Raw genomic sequence first — 15,252 nt, forward strand, 5'->3', positions numbered from 1 at the left:
TTAGAAAATATAAAAGAAAAGCATTATCAAACCGGTAATGCTTTTTTTGTGGTTTTTAATATCTGCTTTCATTCCAGTTATCATGAATCCAAATTCGAATAGTCAACTGACTGTGTATATTTGATGGAACTTCGAACCTTATCATTCTTTCAATTTTTGTAGCTGACGATTTGTTTTTTAAACTCCAGATATCACTGAGTTTATTGATGAAATAAAGAATTTCATAGCCTTCTTTTCTGTTTAATAAAGTGCTGTCGGGTTCACCGGTCACCCTTGGATCATCGGGTTCTATTGCACTCCAGGAATAGTCTGTAAAATAAAGATCAGTTTTTGTAATTAGCGCCATGATAAAAATTTTGTTTAAAAATAATTAGGTGTAAAATAATAGCCTTATGGTTTTCCGTATTTTAAAAAAAATTAAATTTGTAATATGTCCCATTGATAAAAAACTAATAATGAGCGAAAAATCAAGACTTGATCAAATAAAAGATGAGCTGGAAACTTTGGATATCAACCCTACCATTTTTGCCAGAAAAGAAATTCACGCATTGCCGGAAGTGCTTTCGGAGAATGAAAAACTGGTGTATTTGATTGAGGGGAGAAATAAACTGAGCAATCACCACATCATTTTGGTTGCCACAGAAAGAAGATTGATTTTTGTGGATAAAGAATTCATGTATGGACTGAAAGTAGAAGATTTTTCTTATGATAAGGTAAGTTCCATACAATATGAAAAGTCGTTGATGCTGGCTTCCATAGACATTCATATCTCGGATAATATTCTGGAGATCGATAATGTCGGAAAATATTATGCAGAATTGTTTTGTGAAAGAGTAAGAGACTTCATGGCCCGTCCTAAAGAATATTTCCAAAATAAATCTGAGCCTACCATTTTAGATCAATTGGAGCAGTTGGGAAGAATTCGGGAGAGTGGCGTTCTGACAGAAGAAGAATTTGAGTTGCAGAAGAAAAAACTGATGGAAAGATTGTAATATTGCTCTTACTTTAAACACAAATTTGTAATTTGGGTTAATGCAAATATTGTTGAGCATTAATCTTTAAACTATTAAACATAAAACCAAATGAATACTGAATGCGCTTTATGCGGAACTCCGCTCACGTCCATGGATACGCTTTTAGGCGAAAATAAACTTTCCGACGGAGGAGTTCTCTGCAATAAATGTCTCAATAAAGCCACCAATATTAATAAAGATCTGGTCTCTGACCTCGGTAATTACAGCATTGTTCAGATAAGAAGCATGGTCCTGAATGAAGGAGGCGAACCGGAAATGACCATAGAAACCGAATCGTTTGAAGCCATCCAGATTGCCCAGCCAAGGATCGTTGAAACTCCATCTCAAAGCATTCAGTTCACCTATACTCCGGATGAGCCGAGCAGATTGGATGAAATCAAAGATCAGATCGTTGCGACTGGTGCCAAGCTTAGCCTTTTTGTGAACAGTGAGGTAGAGGAGCTGGTGAATGTCCTTGATGAAAACGAAAAGCTTATTGCCATCGCAGAAGGAAAATACCTTCACAATAACCTGGAAGGGATTGTGGTTTCCACGGAGAGAAGAATTATTTTCGTTGATAAGAAATTCTTCGGCGGAGTGTTTGAAAACGAATTTCCGCTTCACAAAGTAAGTTCGGTACAGCATGATACAAGTTTGATGTCTTCAACACTGAAGGTATACACACCCGGTTTCACTGCTGAATTTAAGCTGTATATAAAAAGTGCTGCAAAAAATTTCCACGATGCCGTACAGGATTACATCGGACGTTCTGAAGATCAGATCAGACTACAGCAGATGCAGGCACAACAACAACAACAACAACAACAACAACAAGTTGTACAGCAGCCTCCTAAACCCCAGCAGAATTCGGAACAGAAAGCTGCGCCTTCTTTAATTTTTGAACAGCTTGAAAGACTGGGCAAACTTCGGGAATTGGGGGTTCTGACGGAAGAAGAATTTGCAGAGCAGAAGAAAAAGCTTCTGGATAAACTTTAAAAAAGACCTACAATGAGCAATATCTGTGCATTATGCAGTGCTGAACTGACGTCAATAGACACCCTTCTCGGCGAAAATAAACTTTCGGACGGCGGAAATCTCTGCAACAAATGTCTGGACAAAGTAAGCAGTATTCATCAGGAACTTCTGTATAGTCTCAATACATTCAGCATCAGGGATATTAAAAGCCTGGTAGAAACAGGTAAAATACAATCTGAAACCATTGAACAGCAGCCTCAAGAAAATAAGATAGAAAGTATGACCGTTTTTGCATCTGATGAAATGCCCAGCGATCTTTACAAAAGAAGACTGAAGGAAATCAAATATCAGCTGGAACAGGTAGGTGCCAATCTGTCCATGTTTACAAAAGGAGAAATCAAAGAATTACCCCATATACTTGCTGTAGATGAGGTTATCCTGGCCGCCACTGATGCTCAGTTTATAAAGACTGTAGATGCCGGAATGCTGTTGGTGACACCCAAAAGAATCGTTTCTGTATCAAAGGCTATGTTTGCACCGGTAAAAGTAAATACGTATCCGAATGAAACCATCAGCGAAGTAAGTTTTGTAAGCAATTCCATATCTCCGGTTATTAAACTGCATACTGAGAATAAAATCGTTGAATTCGAATGTTTCTGTGACAGACTGGATGGAGAGCGTTTTTACGACTTCATTCATAAAATTTATAATCAAAATAAAACACCGGAAGACACGCCGGAAACAAAAGGAGTGGCATCGAATCTTATTTTTGAGCAACTTGAAAAACTTGGCAAACTAAGGGAAAATGGAATCCTCACCGAGCAGGAATTTGCAGAGCAGAAAAAGAAACTTTTGGGCCAGCTTTCATAAATAGAATCTATAAATCATGGCTGATAAAGTATCTCATGATCTTGTGGAGAAATGGTTGAAAGGATGGTCACTGTCGAGGAAACTTCCTCTTCCGGTACGGTATAAAAAGGGTTTTAAAGTAGAAGTAGGAGAAGAAAAGCAAAAAATAAGATATGTTTTTTCTGAGTTGAATGATGATTTTATCGAACTTTCAAAACAGATTAATGAACCCTGGATCTACCTCAAAGTTTGCGCTTCTCCGGATGAAGTGAAAAAGAGGGTGCCTGATCAATGGGTAATACAGTCTCCCGGCTACATGATGTCCTGTTTCGGACTTATGAAGATTAAGGCAGAAAACCTGTGCAAGGGCTACCGGATTGAATCTGAAACATATAATTCTACAACAGTCATTAAAATCATTGCAGAAACCCATGAACTGGCTTCTGTCGGCCGTGTTGTGATGATAGATGATCTCGCGGTGTACGACAGAATTATAACAGAAGAAAAACACCAAAGAAAAGGTCTCGCAACCTTCCTAATGAAGGAACTTGAAAAAGTAGCTGTATCAAAAGGTATTTCAAATAATTTTTTAGTAGCCACCGAAGTGGGAAGAAGTCTTTATCAATCGATGGGGTGGGAGCTTTATAGTCCTTATACGTCTATTGTTATTCATAAAATTTAATTTTTAAGATATAAAGTTAACCTTAATAAATCCCCATTATAAGATTTAAAAACATTAGTTATATTTGTTGAAAATAATAAAACCATGGAAAATTACCTGGAAATCAATAAAAATTCCTGGAATGCCAAAGTAGACCCGCATTTGAAATCGGATTTCTATTTTGTTGATGAATTTTTAAAAGGAAGAACTTCGCTTAACTCCATAGAACTGGAACTATTAGGAGATATAAAAGGAAAAAGTGTTCTGCACCTGCAGTGTCATTTTGGCCAGGATTCTATTTCGCTTTCAAGAATGGGGGCGGATGTTACCGGAATCGACCTTTCGGATAAAGCTATTGAGGCGGGAAAAGATCTTGCCCAACAATGCGGAACCGACACCAAATTTATTTGCTCGGATGTTTACAGCCTTCCGGATATTCTGGATCAGAAATTTGATATCGTATATACCAGCTACGGAACCATTGGATGGCTTCCTGATCTGGATCAGTGGGCTGGTGTGATCAGTCATTTTTTAAAACCTGGCGGGAAATTTATCATGGCAGAATTTCATCCGGCAGTCTGGATGTTCGATGATGATTTTACCAAAGTAGCGTACAATTATTTTAATGAAAAGCCCATCGTAGAGACCTTCGAAGGCACTTACGCTGACAGATCTGCAGATATTGTTCAGGAATATGTGATGTGGAACCATTCTCTAGGTGAAGTCCTTCAAAATCTGATCAACCATCAAATTGAGCTGGAAATCTTTCAGGAGTATGATTGGTCACCTTATCCGTGTTTTAGCCATGTGGACGAGTTTGAAAAAGGAAAATGGAGGATTGCACACATAGGAAATAAAATCCCGATGGTGTATAGCTTAAGAGGAAGGCAAAAGTAGGTTTATTTAATTCTTTCGTTAATACATCAATTCACTAATTGATTCCGGATTCTTCTCATATTCTGTGAGACTCTATACCAAGAGCCTTGGATTTGATATTGATTAAAGTTTGATCAATTTCTTGGGCTATTTTTACTCTTTAAAAAAATAATTTATTCTATTATTTTAAATTCTTTTATAATTATCTTTTTGAGTATTATGAATCCCATTTATTTTTTTAATGAATTTTATCAAGTTGTGTAAATATTTGTAAATCAGACATTTAACATAATAAAATAATTCTCACCTGTTTTGATTTATTGTATATTTTTAAAACGATTTTTTTAAAATTAATTGCTAATCATTAAAAAAAACGATTATGAAAAAAACAATTTTATTAGGAACTTTATTCTTAACAGGTGTAGTTTCTGCATTCCCTTTCAGAACATCTTGTGGAAAAGTTTATGAAGTGAGTGGAACTCAAGGAATGAGTTTAAATCAAGTTGCAAGTGAGCTATCTGACATCAATCTTATAGCATGTGGCGAAAGACCTTCTTCAATTGTAATCTATTCACATTAAAAACTTTGGTACTTCCTTTAATTTGGAAGTACCTTTTATAATCTTTTAAAATTTTTAAAATGAGAAAAGTGATAGAAATTACCTTTGTATTGCTATCTATAACAATATGTTCACAAAAGAAGTTTGAAGTTAAATTTGAGGCAGATTATAAATTACGCTATAAACTCACAAATACTGAAAATTCATATGCGTATGAAACTACTTTTGCTCTGCTGATTGGGAATAGTTCTTCCTATTTTAAGAGTATGAATAAATACATGGCAGATTCTCTCATTTTAGCAAGGCAAATGAAAAATACTGGAAATATGGAGAAAGATCTAAGTAATTATTACAACAGATATTATACAGATTTTCCTGAAAACATTGGTACAACATCAAAAACGATTTATTTTACAACAGAAATAGAAGGAAAAGCTTTTGAATATGAAGAATCCAATGATATAAATTGGAAAGTAAAAAATCAATTTAAAAATGTTCTGGGCTTTGAATGCCAAAAAGCAGAAACAACAAAATACGGAAGAGTTTGGACAGCTTGGTTTACCACAGAGATTCCATTTCAATATGGGCCATATAAATTTAATGGCTTGCCAGGTTTGATTACTGAATTATATGACAGTAAAAAAGATTATCATTATACATTATATGTTTTTAGGAAAAGAAAATATACTTGCAATTCAGCAAATATCTACAGAAGTGCAAAGAAAGTTCAGAAAGAAAAGATTTATAATTACCAGAGGAATAAATATGAAAATATCGATAGACTAAGCAAATATATACAGGATAAAAGCCAATTCGAAGAGTTAAAGCGGAGCGCTGAAAGTATGGCTAAAAAATACAATCCCATTGAGCTAAGCATAGAATAGTTTTTCAATATTGTTAGCTTTATAAACACCCATACTAGGGTATCTTTCCTTTATGTAGGTAGTTATTATTTTTATCATTCCATCTTTCAGCCTATAAGAAAAGTCATCGTAATCCTGAGACTACAATGACTTTCTATATATGAATGTTAAAAAAACTAATCTGCTTTTAGCTTAAAGAATCTTCTGCTTTTGTCTTAGCTTCATCTACTTTATTCTGAACTTGGGAAGCCACATCATTGGCTTTGCTTTTTACATCATTTCCCCATTTGTTCAGATTGTCTTTAGCGGTATTGATTTTATCTTTTACAGCCTGCTTCTCTTCAGGAGTAGAATTTTTATATTTCCAATATGCTAAAGCACCAATTCCTAATAAAGCTAATAAACCTTTTGTCTTGTTTCCCATGATTTCTATTTTTAAGATGTTGTATTAAAATTTGTTATTACTAAACATGTAAAATACGTGCCAAAAAAATAAATCAGATGATAAAAAAATGTTAAAATTATTGGAAGACCTGAAAACTTTCGCCATCAAAACTGGCGAAGACCATCGTAGGATAAGAATCCTGATGATAGATATTTCCATCTTTGTCTATGGCGACGGCTCCTGCGAACCCGTCAATCACTTTTAGCTCCTCAAAAGTTTTGGTAAAGGCCTGTTCAAGACTCATCCCGTCTGTAGTTCTTGTAACGATTTTGGCAGCAGTGGCATTGCTTACAATATCTTCTCCAACACCTGTACAGCTTACAGCACAAATGGCATTGGCATAATTTCCTGCCACCGTCGCTGAATCTGATATCCTTCCCGGAATTTCAAAGCCTTTTCCTCCGGTAGAGGTGGCCACAGCCAGTTTGCCATCTTTATCAAGAGCCACGCAGCCTACAGTTCCTTTTCCGCCGTTATTAAGTTTAGCTTCATATTCGCTTCTTCTCTGAGGAATTTCAGTAGAGAAATTTTCAAAACCGTGTTCGGATGCATAGATTTTAGCGCCATTTCCGCCAAGAACTCTGTCATCTTCATTGATGAGTGCTTTCGCTACAAAAACAGGATTCTTTACGTCCTGAAGATTAATTACACCGCTTAATTTTTGTGTTTGTCCATCCATAATAGCGGCGCTCATACGGATCACACCGTCACTCTGTATCTGGGAACCGATGCCTGCATTATATAAAGGATCGTCCTCCAGAAGGGAAACGGCATAGGCCACGGTATCAAACGCAGAATGGGTCTGAAGATAGTCAAAGGCTTTCTGAGCGATCTGTTTTAAAGAATTTTGTTTAGCTGTCTTTACTTCATGGCTTTGGTCGCTTTCCGAGAAAAAACCGCCGTGGATTATTATTTTCATATGTTGTAGGTGTCAATTGTGAAAATCAATTGTCAAGATAAGGTTAAAAATTTTAGCTGATGAAATTCACGATTCACCATTGACTATTCACTTTTATTTATCCTGTGGTATCGGATTAAATTGTGAATTCTCTATTGTCAGTTTTTTCGTAGTAAGATCGTAATGGTCATTCATAGACATGACATGTACGGTAAGGTTATCGATAGAAATCGGTTCTCCAAGGTTGATATTGGTAAGATTGGTGTCTTTAATGAATCTTCCGTCTACCAGGATCACAAGACCTGAACCTACAGCAGTCATGACATCATCATGAATAAAAAGTCCGGTATCTTCACCCAGTCCGATTCCCAATGTTCGTGGATTATTGACTACAGCCTGGAAAAGACGTCCGATTCTGCCTCTCTGTACGAAATGGGTATCAATAATGACGTTATCTATTAAACCTAGTCCCTGGGTGGTTTTAATTTCACCTTTTAAAAGAGATTCAGAGCTGCTTCCCTGATAAATCATATTTTCAGAAGCGGCAGCCGCACCGGCAGAAGTTCCGGAATAAATAAAATCCTGTTCCTGGTATTTCAGTAAAATGGTATCGTGAAATCTCGTTCCTCCAAGAATAGAAGTCAGTCTAAGCTGATCTCCACCGGTGAACATCACCACATCAGCAGCATTAGCCCTTGCGGCCATAGCATCAGAATTGGCCTCTTCACGGTTGTGGATATCGAGGATATTTACATTTTTGGCACCCAGAAATTCAAAAGCTTTTTTGTATTCTGTACCTACAATTTGTGGGATTTGTGAGGCTGTCGTTACGATTTCGATGACAGAATTTTCTTTGTGCTTTGATTCGTTAATGATCTTTCGCAAGATCCCTCTTTCAAAGAAATTAAGGTTTTTTTCAATGTTCTGGTCGAAATCGGTTTCTGCAAAGCTTCCTTTGTTTACAGCTCCTCCGATAATAATTAATTTTCCAACGGGTCTCATCATAGTGTGCAAATTTAAAAAATATTTAACATTTGGCGAAATTCATGCCACATTTAAATGGTTTTTAATGTTTTAGGATTGTTAATTTATTTTAATTCTTTTTTGAGAAATGTTTAAACGTGGTATAGTTTCGTTTAGGGTTTTACATTATCTTTGATTTTTGAAGGAGTTATTGTTAACTGATAAAAATGCAAATAGATTATGAAAATTGAGAAGATACAGGCACTACGCGGCCCAAATATCTGGAGTATCAGAAGAAAGAAGCTGATACAGATGAGATTGGACCTTGAAGAAATGGAGAATTACCCTACCAACAAAATCGACGGATTCAGGGAAAGAATTCAAAAACTGATCCCGTCTCTCATCACTCACAGATGCTCAGAAGGAGTAGAGGGCGGATTTTTTCACCGGATAGAAACAGGAACCTGGATGGGACATGTCATTGAACATATTGCCTTGGAAATACAGACGCTGGCGGGTATGGATGTAGGTTTCGGAAGAACCCGTGAAACAAAATCACCGGGAATATATAATGTGGTCTTTAATTATATTGAAGAGAATGCAGGGATTTATGCTGCTGAAGAAGCCGTAAAGATTGCAGAAGCTCTTATTGAAGATAAAGAATATGATATTCATGCCTGTATCCATAGATTAAAAGAGATCAGAGAACGTGTCCGTCTGGGTCCTTCTACGGGAAGTATTGTAGAGGAAGCGGTTTCCAGAAGAATTCCGTGGATCAGATTAGGAACAAATTCGCTTGTACAGCTTGGTTACGGTGTGAATCAGCAGCGTTTTCAGGCTACCATTACCGGAAAGACAAGTTCTATCGCGGTAGATATTGCATGCAATAAAGAGTTGACCAAAAAAATGCTTCACGATGCAGCTATTCCGGTTCCTATCGGGGACTTGGTGGTGGATGAAGAAGGCTTAACGGATGTTATCAGAAAGATTGGTTATCCTATCGTTCTGAAACCACTGGACGGAAACCATGGAAAAGGGTCTTCCATCAATGTAAACGATTGGGAAGCTGCCAAAATAGGGTTGGAACATGCTCAGAAATATTCCAGAAAAGTAATTGTAGAGAAATATGTTACAGGCTATGACTTCAGGGTTTTGGTCATTAACAATAAAATGGTAGCTGCTGCAAGAAGAGTTCCTGCTCACGTTGTGGGTGATGGTGAACTGAATCTTCAGGAGCTGATCGATAAAGAAAATAAAGATCCGAGAAGAGGATATGGTCATGAAAATGTCCTTACCGAAATAGAAGTGGATAAAGATACGTCTGAGCTTCTTGAAAAACTTCATTATACTCTTGAAACGGTTCCTCACAAAGGAGAAATCGTGTATTTAAAGTCTACAGCCAACCTTTCTACGGGTGGAACATCTATAGACGTTACGGATATGGTACACCCGGAAAATATCACGATGGCTGAGAGAGTTTCCAAAATCATTGGTTTGGATGTCTGCGGTATCGATATTATGGCTGAAAACCTTACGCAACCTCTGAAAGAAAGTGGTGCTGCAATCATAGAAGTGAATGCTGCACCGGGATTCAGAATGCACCTGGCGCCAAGCGAAGGTCTTCCGAGAAACGTAGCAGCGCCGGTGGTTGATATGCTGTATCCTCCGGGAAAACCTTTTACAATTCCAATTATTGCAGTAACAGGAACCAACGGAAAAACAACGACCACAAGACTGATCTCACATATTGTAAAAAGCAACGGCTATAGAGTAGGTTTCACGACTTCTGACGGTATTTATATTCAGAATACGATGCTTACCAAAGGTGATACTACGGGACCGCTTTCTGCTGAATTTGTTTTAAAAGATCCGACTGTTGAATTTGCTGTTTTAGAAACGGCCAGAGGAGGAATTCTTCGTTCAGGCTTAGGATTTTCACAGTGTGATATCGGGGTTTTAACCAATATTGAGGAAGATCATTTAGGAATGAATGATATCCACAATCTGAAAGACCTGACGAAAGTGAAAAGAGTCGTTCTGGACAGCGTAAAGAAAAACGGCTGGAGCGTATTGAATGCAGACAACGAATATTCTATGAAGATCATCAATGATCTTGACAGCAAAGTTGCCATTTTCAGTATGGATGAAAATAATCCCCATATTGTAAAATTTGCCAAAGAAGGAAGAATTACCTGCATTTATGAAGAAGGCTTTGTAACCATTAAAAAAGGTGACTGGAAGATCAGAATCGGAAAAGCCAAAGACTTCCCGATCACGATGGAAGGAAAGGCCAGATTTATGATCGAAAATGTTCTGGCAGCCAGCTTGGCAAGTTATCTTTATGGTTTTGCCATTGAAGATATTTCCAATTCTCTGAGAACTTTTATTCCGAGTGCCCAGCTTACACCTGGAAGACTGAATGTTTTTAAATTCAAAAGCTTCAAGGTGCTGATTGATTTTGCTCACAATCCTTCGGGGTATGAAGCGATCGAAGATTATCTTAAAAACGTAGAATCTACAAAGAAAATCGGTATTATTTCCGGGGTAGGTGACAGGCGTGACAGTGATATCAGAGAGTGTGGAAAGATCGCCGGAAGAATGTTTGATTACATTATTATCCGAAATGAAAAGCACCTCAGAGGAAGAACTGAAGAAGAAATCAATGGATTAATCATTGATGGAATTAATGAAGCAGGAAGAGATGTAAGCTATGAGATTATTCCAAAAGAGATTGAAGCTTTAAAACACGCCATGGGAATGGCTGAAGACGGAACTTTCATCACGGCTTTAAGTGACGTTATTTCAAACGCAATCGACCTTGTACAGGAATATCAGGCACGGGAGCTGCTGGAAGACGATAAAAATTCATAAAATAAATAATTTATACATAAAAACGGCTGAATTTTCAGCCGTTTTTTATTTTAAACAAAAGATCATATGATCTGCAAAATCTGTTCAATCTGCGAGAGTTTTTTTTTAACGTAAAGTTTTATTAAAAGTATGTTCTACTTTATGTCATGCAAAGAAGACGACAGAGCCACTGATAAAGCAGTATGGATAAAACGCTCGCTTAGTCGAATCGATCTCTGATCGATTCTGTCTTTGCAATCTTTAAACTATATATTATTAATCTAAAACTTTGCGTCAAAAAACAGATCAATTGCTTTATTTCAAATCAAATAAAAATTTAGCTTTTTGAAGATACGCTTCTGAGTCCTTTGAAAGATCAAGAAAGTACGCTGTCTGCCATTTTTGAGTCGCTTTTGCCTGTTTGTTTTCTGTAAGATCCCAGCTTGGATAGACTCTGATTCCTCTTTTCCCCATCTTTTTCCCGTGGGACAAAATCTGTTTTTCCACGAGTATCTTTTTCGGGAAGACAAAAAGTCCTTTGTTATGATCCTTGAATGCAGAAATCAGATAGAAATCAAAAACATCATTTGAATCAAATGGAGCCGTTTCTCCCTTTTCATTCCGTTTCCAGATGGTTACAAACTGACCTGTTTTAGTGGGTGTTATTTTAGATGTACGGAATTTGATTTTTAAATCGTTGAGTGTAAAACCGCAACCGGAATAGTCTTTAGATTCAGTGTCTTCTTCTATATTTAAAAGCTTCAGTTCAAGAGGCTGAAAAATAAGTTCATCAACATTTTTAAGGTTCATTGAGTACATTTTATTTTTCGCTGTTTCCGTGTTACAAAAATAGAAAATCCTCCTGAATTCAGAAGGATTTGTTGTATTAATCGGGATTTGATTTGTTTCTTATTAATCTCCAAAAAACGCATTAGAACTACCAATCCATATGGCATCTTTTTTATTAAAATCTACATTCACCATAGCAGCTTTTGTCATTCTTCCTAGATTTTCAAGTAGAACAGGACGGTCTTCATTTTCGTGCCAGATATAAAGAAGTCGGATTTCTGCTTTTGAAAAATCTCCGTTAATATCTTCAAAAATAGGTTCGTAGGTTACTTTTCTCTGTAAAATATAATTCTCCTTGTCCTCAATAGCTTCAGTGATTTCTTTTGTAGGATTTAAATTCACTCCACTTCCTGCAAATGAAAATAAAGGTTTCAGTACAAAATGTTCTAAACTTTCATGCTCCGGGAATTCGTGCAGGAAATAACTTTTAGGAACAAACTGGTGCTTAAGCATCGGAAGAAGGAATTTGGAAATCTTAAAAAACCAGTTAGGATGCGTGACCCATTGTACATCAATATCTTCACGGAAATCGAATCCGGCTTTTAAATCAGGGATTCTGTCGAGTTCATCAAAGATCACACGGTTGTAGATTCTTTTAATCTCAGTCAGTTTTCCATTGTTTTCGTAAAATAATTTTCTGCCTTCTTTTTTTACTTTTGTCAGACAAACTGTTTTTATGCCTAATAGTTTTTCCGTTAATGCAAAATCTATAGCCGTTTTCTGTTTCTCCGGAAATATTTCAAGCAGAATAACATGTTCAGGCTGCTCGTCTCCTACAATAAGTTTCTTTAGATGATTTCTAAATTCCTCATTGGGCATTTTATTTTTGATCTCCGAGAGAAAAGGGTAGACCTCACAAAACGTTTCTTCAAAAGTTTTTTGAAAAGCATATAAGGAAGGAAAAGCCTGCAGCTCGATCAGTTGGGGTTCTATTTCCCCGTTCTCGCTCCGGCAGATCCCGAAATCTATCGTGAAAAAATGAGGCTGTTTGGTATCATTGGGAACCTTGCAGTTATCTGGGACAGCTTTGGAAAGGACTTCAGCAGGAAGTGCTTTAATCTGGTCAATAATACTGTCGCTGGCGTCCAGAAGTTTATTTTTAAATTCGTTGGGAAGAAAAATAGGACTTTCCGAAATTCTGAAGGCTGGTGCCATACCGCCTTTTTCCGTAAGAATGTCTTTAAGCTGATCGTATTTTTCCTGTGAAAACTCCTGGTTGAACTGTTTTCTGTATTTTGGGATCATATTTTTTCTTTGTGATTTGATTTTAAAAAATCGAGCATTTCTGCCCGATTTAATTATTGTATGGAAGCTGGATGCTGGAAGAGGGAAGTTAATGAACCTCAAAAGAATCAAAATTAGTTTATTGATGACAAATTCAATCAAATAAACGATAAGAAGTTAATCGTCAAAAAATAACTTCCAGCCTCCCTCTTCCAGCTTCCATCTCTAAATTTTTAAGCTAAAACTTCACTTCCCTTCAAAATGTTTTTTTTTGCAGACTGAAGGAATCTCGGTAAGATCTGGCTTCTGGTAAGGATAATCTTGTCTTCATCATCTATTCTGTCCACAGTTTCAAGATATTTCTCCATTCCGAAGTTCTCGATCATCGCCGTTTTGTTTTTTTCATCTTTCAGGTTCTCAATCATGCCTTTAGGATCAGCTTCCGGATGGAACTGAGTCCCGAATATTTCATCAGAGAAACGTACCGCCATTACTGCTCTTTCCAGATTGATATGTGGTCTCGATTTTTCGATAGCCATGATTTTCATGCCCAATTCATCAAACCGTTCCATATCCGGTTCAATGAACTGGTAAGCTCTTGAATCTACGGCGTAGAAAGGATCCTGAAGGTTTTTGAATAAGAATTCCTGTTCTCCATCCTCTGTTTTGTGAACAGGCATTACCCCGAAAGAATAAGATCTTCTTTTGCAGATATTCCCTAGCTTCCAGTGAATGCTTGCCAGTTGGAATGAATGGCAGATCAGGAAAAGATATTTTTTATCTTCGTTATATTTGTTGTGCTCTAAGACAGAGTCCAAAAAAGCTGCATATCGGTCTTCCCATTCTAGACCTTCTCTGTGTGGATTTCCCGGGCCGCCTGAAGAAATAAAGATGTCAAAATCTTCAATGTTAGGCATTTCATTTTTAAACCTTACATCAAATGTTTCGATGATTACATTTTCTTCAGAGCTCTGCTGGAATGCTTCCGAAATCTCTTTAATATTTCTAAAGCCTTGATTCACATGATTGTTGTTCATGTCTATCAATGCGATTCGAATATCTTTCATACTACTTCATATTTTTTACAAAGTTACCGAAAATATTATGAAGCGGTTTCGCCATGTGTTATGCCATACTCTGTTTCTGAGATCATATAGTCTACTACTTTGGTAAGATCGCCGGTCTCATTGAAAACTTTAAGCTGTCTGTCAGCTCCGGTTCCGTTTTCGAGAATAGTCCACGCGTACTCAACCTCTTTTCTGCAGTCAAGATCATCGACAACATCATCAATGAATTCCAGAAGCTCCTTCAACAGGTGAGGATAAGGAACGGATTCTTCTTTCCCGAAATCGATCAGATGGGCTTCAATACCACTTTTGGAGGCTCTCCATTTGTTTTCGTTAAGCAATAATCTTCTGTAACTTCTGAAACTTAAATTCTGCTGATGAAGTTTATAGATTTTCGCGACCAGACTCTGCATAATGGCAGCCATACAAACCGTTTCTTCTATCCTTAAAGGCATATCACAGATTCTGAACTCAATGGTAGGGTAGAACGGGTGTACACGCAGATCCCACCAGATTTTCTTGGCATTATCAATGGTTCCCGTTTTGACCAGAAGTTCTACATAACTGTCAAATTCAGCCAGTGAATTGAAATAGCTTGGAATACCCGTTCTTGGGAATTTCACAAAGATTTCCTGTCTGTAAGATTTGAACCCTGTATTTCTTCCAATCCAGAAAGGAGAGTTCGTAGAAAGCGCATAAACGTGCGGCAGAAAATAACGCATCACATTCTGAATTCTTACGCCTTCTTCACGGTTGGGGATTCCGATATGAACGTGAAGTCCGAAAATCAGATTTCCGCGGGCTACATCACCCATATCGTCTACGATCTTGTTATAACGTTCCCCGTTCGTGATCGTATTGTGCTCCCAGTTTGAAAAAGGGTGAGTTCCGCCTCCGGCTACCCTAAGACCCTGTTCATGGGCTGTGTTGATTAAATGTCTTCTCAGATTGGTCAGTTCCGCTCTGGCTTCCTTGATATTCTGGCAGATGCCGGTTTCCATTTCAATCATGGATTCGTGCATCTCGTGTTTTAAATTTTCACTTAAAACCGCTTTTCCGCCCTCAATTATTTTCGAAACATGAGATATTAAGTCTCTGCTCTCAACATCAATGATCTGATATTCTTCCTCGATTCCAATAGTAAACTGATGCATTTTTTT

16 protein-coding genes are annotated in these 15,252 nt (G+C 37.2%); 8 read left to right on the forward strand and 8 right to left on the reverse strand.

What is annotated here, in order from left to right; all coding sequences use genetic code 11:
• Window positions 1–55: 55 nt before the first annotated feature.
• Window positions 56–346 carry a hypothetical protein gene (locus tag IW22_RS07175; RefSeq protein ID WP_034725307.1) on the reverse strand — a complete coding sequence of 97 codons (291 nt, stop codon included), beginning with the start codon at window positions 344–346 and terminating at the stop codon, window positions 56–58.
• Between the two features lie 109 nt (window positions 347–455).
• Between IW22_RS07175 and IW22_RS07180 the strand changes: the two genes are divergently transcribed.
• From IW22_RS07180 to IW22_RS07210, 7 genes are all read left to right on the forward strand, one after another.
• Window positions 456–992, forward strand: a complete 537-nt coding sequence (locus tag IW22_RS07180) for a PH domain-containing protein (protein WP_034725308.1) — start codon at window positions 456–458, stop codon at window positions 990–992.
• A 90-nt stretch (window positions 993–1,082) separates the two neighbouring features.
• On the forward strand, window positions 1,083–2,009 hold the full coding sequence (locus tag IW22_RS07185; protein ID WP_081873907.1) for a PH domain-containing protein: 927 nt from the start codon (window positions 1,083–1,085) through the stop codon (window positions 2,007–2,009).
• A gap of 12 nt (window positions 2,010–2,021) precedes the next feature.
• Window positions 2,022–2,858 carry an SHOCT domain-containing protein gene (locus tag IW22_RS24165; protein ID WP_034725310.1) on the forward strand — a complete coding sequence of 279 codons (837 nt, stop codon included), beginning with the start codon at window positions 2,022–2,024 and terminating at the stop codon, window positions 2,856–2,858.
• A gap of 16 nt (window positions 2,859–2,874) precedes the next feature.
• Window positions 2,875–3,519: a GNAT family N-acetyltransferase gene (locus IW22_RS07195; protein WP_034725311.1), complete on the forward strand. Its 645-nt coding sequence runs from the start codon at window positions 2,875–2,877 to the stop codon at window positions 3,517–3,519.
• An 84-nt stretch (window positions 3,520–3,603) separates the two neighbouring features.
• Complete coding sequence (locus tag IW22_RS07200) at window positions 3,604–4,395, forward strand: class I SAM-dependent methyltransferase (RefSeq protein ID WP_034725313.1); 792 nt, start codon at window positions 3,604–3,606, stop codon at window positions 4,393–4,395.
• Window positions 4,396–4,753: 358 nt separating this feature from the next.
• Entirely contained in the window at window positions 4,754–4,954 is a 201-nt protein-coding gene (locus tag IW22_RS07205) for a hypothetical protein (RefSeq protein WP_034725314.1), read from the forward strand.
• A gap of 59 nt (window positions 4,955–5,013) precedes the next feature.
• A complete protein-coding gene (locus IW22_RS07210; protein WP_034725315.1) occupies window positions 5,014–5,817 on the forward strand; it encodes a GLPGLI family protein in 804 nt (267 codons plus the stop codon).
• A gap of 166 nt (window positions 5,818–5,983) precedes the next feature.
• Here the strand turns inward: IW22_RS07210 and IW22_RS07215 are convergent, their stop codons facing one another.
• The 3 genes from IW22_RS07215 to IW22_RS07225 all read right to left on the reverse strand — a co-directional run bounded on the left by IW22_RS07215 (window position 5,984) and on the right by IW22_RS07225 (window position 8,144).
• Complete coding sequence (locus IW22_RS07215; protein WP_034725316.1) at window positions 5,984–6,220, reverse strand: YtxH domain-containing protein; 237 nt, start codon at window positions 6,218–6,220, stop codon at window positions 5,984–5,986.
• A 97-nt stretch (window positions 6,221–6,317) separates the two neighbouring features.
• Window positions 6,318–7,160: an isoaspartyl peptidase/L-asparaginase gene (locus IW22_RS07220; RefSeq protein WP_034725317.1), complete on the reverse strand. Its 843-nt coding sequence runs from the start codon at window positions 7,158–7,160 to the stop codon at window positions 6,318–6,320.
• Between the two features lie 93 nt (window positions 7,161–7,253).
• Window positions 7,254–8,144, reverse strand: coding sequence for a cyanophycinase (locus tag IW22_RS07225; protein WP_394332549.1), 891 nt, complete (start codon window positions 8,142–8,144; stop codon window positions 7,254–7,256).
• Window positions 8,145–8,342: 198 nt separating this feature from the next.
• Between IW22_RS07225 and cphA the strand changes: the two genes are divergently transcribed.
• The gene (gene cphA, locus IW22_RS07230; RefSeq protein ID WP_034725318.1) at window positions 8,343–10,973 is read left to right on the forward strand and encodes a cyanophycin synthetase; all 2,631 of its coding nucleotides are present in this window, start codon (window positions 8,343–8,345) and stop codon (window positions 10,971–10,973) included.
• A 294-nt stretch (window positions 10,974–11,267) separates the two neighbouring features.
• Here the strand turns inward: cphA and IW22_RS07235 are convergent, their stop codons facing one another.
• From IW22_RS07235 to IW22_RS07250, 4 genes are all read right to left on the reverse strand, one after another.
• Window positions 11,268–11,762: a MepB family protein gene (locus tag IW22_RS07235; RefSeq protein WP_228384010.1), complete on the reverse strand. Its 495-nt coding sequence runs from the start codon at window positions 11,760–11,762 to the stop codon at window positions 11,268–11,270.
• A gap of 102 nt (window positions 11,763–11,864) precedes the next feature.
• Window positions 11,865–13,046: a hypothetical protein gene (locus IW22_RS07240; RefSeq protein ID WP_034725321.1), complete on the reverse strand. Its 1,182-nt coding sequence runs from the start codon at window positions 13,044–13,046 to the stop codon at window positions 11,865–11,867.
• A gap of 212 nt (window positions 13,047–13,258) precedes the next feature.
• The gene (locus IW22_RS07245; protein WP_034725322.1) at window positions 13,259–14,092 is read right to left on the reverse strand and encodes a type 1 glutamine amidotransferase; all 834 of its coding nucleotides are present in this window, start codon (window positions 14,090–14,092) and stop codon (window positions 13,259–13,261) included.
• 35 nt (window positions 14,093–14,127) lie between these two features.
• Window positions 14,128–15,246, reverse strand: coding sequence for a carboxylate-amine ligase (locus IW22_RS07250; RefSeq protein WP_034725324.1), 1,119 nt, complete (start codon window positions 15,244–15,246; stop codon window positions 14,128–14,130).
• Window positions 15,247–15,252: the final 6 nt, after the last annotated feature.

Origin of the sequence: Chryseobacterium sp. JM1, assembly GCF_000737715.1 — a bacterium.
Taxonomy (GTDB): domain Bacteria; phylum Bacteroidota; class Bacteroidia; order Flavobacteriales; family Weeksellaceae; genus Chryseobacterium.

What these genes read in the sequence shown, in the direction of transcription:
- IW22_RS07245 (WP_034725322.1), bottom strand. Translation starts at nt 14,092, where the DNA reads ATGAAAGATATTCGAATCGCATTGATAGACATGAACAACAATCATGTG.
- IW22_RS07195 (WP_034725311.1), top strand. Translation starts at nt 2,875, where the DNA reads ATGGCTGATAAAGTATCTCATGATCTTGTGGAGAAATGGTTGAAAGGA.
- IW22_RS07240 (WP_034725321.1), bottom strand. Translation starts at nt 13,046, where the DNA reads ATGATCCCAAAATACAGAAAACAGTTCAACCAGGAGTTTTCACAGGAA.
- cphA (WP_034725318.1), top strand. Translation starts at nt 8,343, where the DNA reads ATGAAAATTGAGAAGATACAGGCACTACGCGGCCCAAATATCTGGAGT.
- IW22_RS24165 (WP_034725310.1), top strand. Translation starts at nt 2,022, where the DNA reads ATGAGCAATATCTGTGCATTATGCAGTGCTGAACTGACGTCAATAGAC.
- IW22_RS07205 (WP_034725314.1), top strand. Translation starts at nt 4,754, where the DNA reads ATGAAAAAAACAATTTTATTAGGAACTTTATTCTTAACAGGTGTAGTT.
- IW22_RS07250 (WP_034725324.1), bottom strand. Translation starts at nt 15,246, where the DNA reads ATGCATCAGTTTACTATTGGAATCGAGGAAGAATATCAGATCATTGAT.
- IW22_RS07185 (WP_081873907.1), top strand. Translation starts at nt 1,083, where the DNA reads ATGAATACTGAATGCGCTTTATGCGGAACTCCGCTCACGTCCATGGAT.
- IW22_RS07200 (WP_034725313.1), top strand. Translation starts at nt 3,604, where the DNA reads ATGGAAAATTACCTGGAAATCAATAAAAATTCCTGGAATGCCAAAGTA.
- IW22_RS07220 (WP_034725317.1), bottom strand. Translation starts at nt 7,160, where the DNA reads ATGAAAATAATAATCCACGGCGGTTTTTTCTCGGAAAGCGACCAAAGC.
- IW22_RS07210 (WP_034725315.1), top strand. Translation starts at nt 5,014, where the DNA reads ATGAGAAAAGTGATAGAAATTACCTTTGTATTGCTATCTATAACAATA.
- IW22_RS07215 (WP_034725316.1), bottom strand. Translation starts at nt 6,220, where the DNA reads ATGGGAAACAAGACAAAAGGTTTATTAGCTTTATTAGGAATTGGTGCT.
- IW22_RS07225 (WP_394332549.1), bottom strand. Translation starts at nt 8,144, where the DNA reads ATGATGAGACCCGTTGGAAAATTAATTATTATCGGAGGAGCTGTAAAC.
- IW22_RS07235 (WP_228384010.1), bottom strand. Translation starts at nt 11,762, where the DNA reads ATGAACCTTAAAAATGTTGATGAACTTATTTTTCAGCCTCTTGAACTG.
- IW22_RS07180 (WP_034725308.1), top strand. Translation starts at nt 456, where the DNA reads ATGAGCGAAAAATCAAGACTTGATCAAATAAAAGATGAGCTGGAAACT.
- IW22_RS07175 (WP_034725307.1), bottom strand. Translation starts at nt 346, where the DNA reads ATGGCGCTAATTACAAAAACTGATCTTTATTTTACAGACTATTCCTGG.